Raw genomic sequence first — 4,708 nt, forward strand, 5'->3', positions numbered from 1 at the left:
TTGCCTTTAAAATGATTCATTACTCTGTCCTCTCTGTCTTTTTTCTCAATTTTACACTAAAATAGATTTTTTGGAAAACTTTGCAACAGAACCTATTGGAGAATTCAAGGAAATCACAAAGAATTACGTCGATTGGTTTAACAATCGACGAATATCACAGAAAACAAAAGGCATGACTCCCTGCGAATACAGGGAACATGCCTTAGCAGTTTAAAAATATTCAATTTTGTCTTGCACTTTACGGCTCATGCTGTTTTAGACTCTTTTTTATGCAATTTTGTCTTAGTTTTTAATAATTTAATGCGCTTTAAAGTAGTTTTTTATGATTTGCTTTTTATTAATTTGCTGGCTTTAATGAAATCTCGTTGTATCCAGAATGAGATTAGCAGTGCCAATAGATCAATCAAAATAAAGGCAGCTAATGTCAAAGTATAATTGTGGAACAGTTGATGTGTTAATGATAATAGTAATGGTCCAACAACTCCGGCAGCAGCCCATGCTGTCAGTACATATCCATGAACAGCTCCTAATTCTTTAGTACCAAAGACATCACCTAAGTAGGCTGGGATGACAGAAAAGCCTGCTCCATAACAAGACATCAACAAGCATAATGCAATGACAAATAGGAGCGGTAATTTGAAGATGAGCATGGCTGAAAGCATTACAATATCGAGAATAAAAATGGTACTGAAAGTAGCAGGGCGCCCGATATAATCAGACAAAGTTGCCCATATCAAACGTCCAAAGCCATTGAAAAGGCCTATGATTCCAACCATAATTGCGGCTGTTTGGACAGACATGCCGGTCATACTTTGAGCCATGGGGGATGCAGCTGAGACAAGGCCGATCCCGCATGTAATATTGATAAATAACATTATCCAAAGAAAAGTGAAGGATTTAGTTTTGAGGGCTTGGTTAGCTGTTAGCTCCGGTCCTCGGGTTAGACGTGTTCCCTTTTTTTGAGAAATGCTATTTTCAGTAGTGCTTGATAGTGCCAGATTTGGACGAACAATAAACTGTGCAGCGAGCAGCATAATAACAAAATAAAATGTTCCTAAGAGATAGAATGTTTGTTCAAGACCAACACTAGCCATTAGCTGTTGAGCAACAGGACCAGTCAGCATTGCTGCAAAACCAAATCCCATAATAGCTAACCCCGTTGCTAAACCGCGTTTGTCTGGAAACCATTTAATAATTGTTGATACAGGGGTAACGTATCCTGCTCCCAGTCCTAAGCCGCCTATGACACCATATGAGAGATATAATAGCCAAATTGAATTTTGATGGATAGCCCAACCAGTCATAATGGTTCCAGTTCCGTAAAGAAAGCTAGCAATAGTTCCCGTTAGTCTAGGGCCTATTTTTTCAACGACTTTGCCCATAAAGGCGGCTGACATTCCCAAGAAGAAAATAGCGATACTAAATGCAAGAGCGACTGAGGATTCTGCCCAACCATTTTGTTTTGCAATTGGATTAGTAAAAACACTCCAAGCATAAACGGAACCAATCATTAAATGAAACATGACACCTGCAAACGCAACAACATAGCGATTTGTTTTCAATACCTATTCCTCCATTTTTGATAGTATACGAATAAGTATACGAATAATTTAAACGTTGTTAACAACCATTGTTGTCATATAATAATAATATCACATTGATTATCACATTTAAACAATTAAATTTTAGTATAAGACGAATTTTAACGTTGGCTAATGAAAAGTACATTTAAGTTAGCTATAGTACTGGGAAAAAACAAATTACGGTTGCTGTTTTTGAACAAATAAAAAAGCACAGGGAACCTAAAGTGCTCCATAATTGTTAGACAAGAAATCTAACAGTTATGGAGCACTTTAAAAGTTATGCTTATTTTGGTTCTGTTGCGAAGTTTGAAAATCAAACTCGCCCTCTCTGAACTCCAAATATCTTAGGCTGGTATTCCCATTAATACCTTGATTTCAGTAGACACCGCAAAGCCGAAGAGCGTTCCATTTCTTCGGTTCTTTTTATATATTCCTCGAAGGGTCTCCATGCCCTTAATCGTGGAAGAGGCTGTACGGAGACTTTGATAAAATTTATTCCGTCGTTTAATAGGTCGATGGTCTTGTTCTATTAAATTGTTAAGATACTTCACAGTTCGGTGCTCTGTCTTAGGATATAAACCCACACTCTGTAACTTTCTAAAGGCGGAGCCAAGAGAAGGTGCTTTATCGGTCACAATTGCTTTCGGCTCACCAAACTGTTTATGGAGTCGTTTTAAGAAAGCATAGGCTGCTTGCGTATCCCGTTTCTTTCGTAACCAGATATCTAAGGTTAAGCCGTCCGCATCAATTGCACGATAAAGATAATGCCAACGTCCCTTAATTTTGATATAGGTTTCGTCCATTTTCCATGAATAGAAGGATTGTCTATTTTTCTTCTTCCAAAGATAATAGAGGACTTTGCTGTACTCTTGCACCCAACGATAAATCGTAGTATGACAAACATTTATTCCACGATCATATAACAATTCCTGAACTTCACGATAGCTTAGATTGTAACGCAGGTAGTAACCAACAGCGACAATAATGACGTCTTTTTTGAATTGTTTGCCTTTAAAATGATTCATTACTCTGTCCTCTCTGTCTTTTTTCTCAATTTTACACTAAAATAGATTTTTTGGAAAACTTTGCAACAGAACCTACTAGACAAAAGATCGGCTCCTAAAAATGGGTTTGTGATAAACACCATTTTAAAGGAAGCTGGTCTTTTTTGTCCGAACAGCGTCGGATTAATTTTACAATCTACCTATTAACCAAAATATCAAAAAAAGCGTATCATTGAAAGCGTAATGATTAAAACGTTTTTTACAAACGTTATAGAGGGGAGAAGTTAATATGGACTTAGTCGAAGAACTAGTCAATGTTGTTGGTAAAAAAAATGTTATTACTAACAAAGCAAAATCTTTACGTTTTAGGAAAGGGTACCGCTCAGGTAAGGGCGATGCAGTTGCAGTCGTATTTCCAACCACTTTAATGGCAATGTGGCGTGTGCTTAATGTTTTGCATGATAACAATATTATCATTATTATGCAAGCAGCCAACACTAGTTTGACTGAGGGATCCGTACCAGCCCCAGGTTATGACCGTTCTGCAGTTGTTGTGAACGGCATGAAAATTAAAGATTTACAGTTAATCAATAATGGGGAACAAGTACTAGCATTCCCCGGTACGACACTGTTTCACTTAGAAAATGAATTGCGACCACTTAAACGTGAACCACATTCAGTCATTGGCTCATCTAATTTGGGTGCATCGGTCATTGGTGGTATTAACAACAATTCTGGTGGTGCTTTGATCAGAAGAGGTCCAGCTTATACAGAGCTATCATTGTATGTTTGGATTGATGAACATGACGAAATGCACTTAGTTAACCATTTAGGCATTGATTTGGGCAAAACGCCCGAAGAGATTATTACTAATTTGCAGAACCGCAATTTTGATTTGAATCAAGTACCAGCTACTGAACATCATGGTTCAATGTTCCATCATGAACAGGTTGTGCGTGACGTTGAATCTGATAAGCCTATTCGATACAATGCAAATCCTAAAGAATTGTATGAAGTATCTGGATCGTCCGGTCACGTTGCGGCATTGGCTGTCCGCTTAGATACATTCCCAATGGATAAAAAAACACAAATGTTTTACATTGGAACGAATAATCCCGATGAGTTGGAAGATATTCGTCGCCATATTATGACGACATTCAAAGAATTGCCTGTTTCTGGTGAATATATGCATAAAAATGCTTATAAATTGGCCAAGAAATATGGTAAAGACTCACTAATTGTGATTGAAAAAATTGGTACGGGTCATTTGCCCCAAATGTTTGCGCTAAAAGCATGGGGCGAACGCTTTTTGAAGCACATTCCGTTTTTCAAACCTTATTTCCCAGATCGTTTGCTTCAAACATTAAGTAATTTATTTCCTAATCAAATACCAAAGCGGTTAGATGATTATTACGAAAAGTACGACCATTACCTACAATTGAAAATGGCTGGTAATGGTATTGAAGAAGCGCGAGAGTATCTCAAATCTTATTTTGACAAAGCCAGTGGCGACTACTTTGAAGCCGATGCCAATGAGACCAGTAAAGCGGCAACTCACCGCTATGTAACAGCTGGGGTTGCGATTCGATATCAAGAATTAAAACAGGATAGTATTGACATTTTGCCACTAGATATAGCGTTGGCAAGTAATGATTATAAGTGGTTCGAGCATTTGCCTAAAGAGATTGAAGACAAAATAGAACACAAAATTTATTATGGTCACTTACTTGATCACGTTATGCACCAGGATTATATTCTAAAACCTGGCGTCGATGCGCATGAACTTAAAAAAGAAATGCTTAAAATTTTGGATGAGCGTCACGCTGTTTATCCAGCCGAACACAATGTTGGGCATCTATATTTGGCAGCACCGGCCTTAATCAAGCACTATAAGAAAAATGATCCAACTAATAGTTTCAACCCTGGCGTTGGTAAACAAACAATGTCTAAATATTGGGGCGAATACTAGAATAAAAAGTTTGTTAAAAAATAACCGTTATCGTCATTTGTCGATTCTGTAGTGACCCCTACTGATTGTTCTTAAAACAGTAACCAAATATTTAAAGATATACTTTAAAAAAACTTTTTTAAAAATTTTTAAAAAAGTTTTTTATTGTTTTT

Annotated in this window: 4 protein-coding genes; 2 read left to right on the forward strand and 2 right to left on the reverse strand. The window is 37.1% G+C overall.

Translation table 11 applies throughout. The features are described 5' to 3' along the window. Positions 1 to 70 precede the first annotated feature (70 nt). Positions 71 to 214: an IS3 family transposase gene (locus AB0N03_RS51865; RefSeq protein ID WP_101812836.1), complete on the forward strand. Its 144-nt coding sequence runs from the start codon at positions 71 to 73 to the stop codon at positions 212 to 214. Positions 215 to 320: 106 nt separating this feature from the next. On the opposite strand, the gene AB0N03_RS51870 is transcribed toward AB0N03_RS51865, so the two are convergent. Both AB0N03_RS51870 and AB0N03_RS51875 read right to left on the reverse strand, forming a co-directional pair. After that, entirely contained in the window at positions 321 to 1,562 is a 1,242-nt protein-coding gene (locus AB0N03_RS51870; RefSeq protein ID WP_356489087.1) for an OFA family MFS transporter, read from the reverse strand. A 365-nt stretch (positions 1,563 to 1,927) separates the two neighbouring features. Continuing rightward, positions 1,928 to 2,608 (reverse strand): IS6-like element ISS1N family transposase, encoded by a 681-nt coding sequence (locus AB0N03_RS51875; RefSeq protein WP_260309893.1) that lies wholly within the window; start codon positions 2,606 to 2,608, stop codon positions 1,928 to 1,930. A 268-nt stretch (positions 2,609 to 2,876) separates the two neighbouring features. Between AB0N03_RS51875 and dld the strand changes: the two genes are divergently transcribed. Continuing rightward, positions 2,877 to 4,556: a D-lactate dehydrogenase gene (gene dld, locus AB0N03_RS51880; RefSeq protein WP_259760210.1), complete on the forward strand. Its 1,680-nt coding sequence runs from the start codon at positions 2,877 to 2,879 to the stop codon at positions 4,554 to 4,556. Positions 4,557 to 4,708: the final 152 nt, after the last annotated feature.

This window comes from Amycolatopsis sp. NPDC051061 (genome assembly GCF_040682935.1).
GTDB lineage: Bacteria > Actinomycetota > Actinomycetes > Mycobacteriales > Pseudonocardiaceae > Amycolatopsis.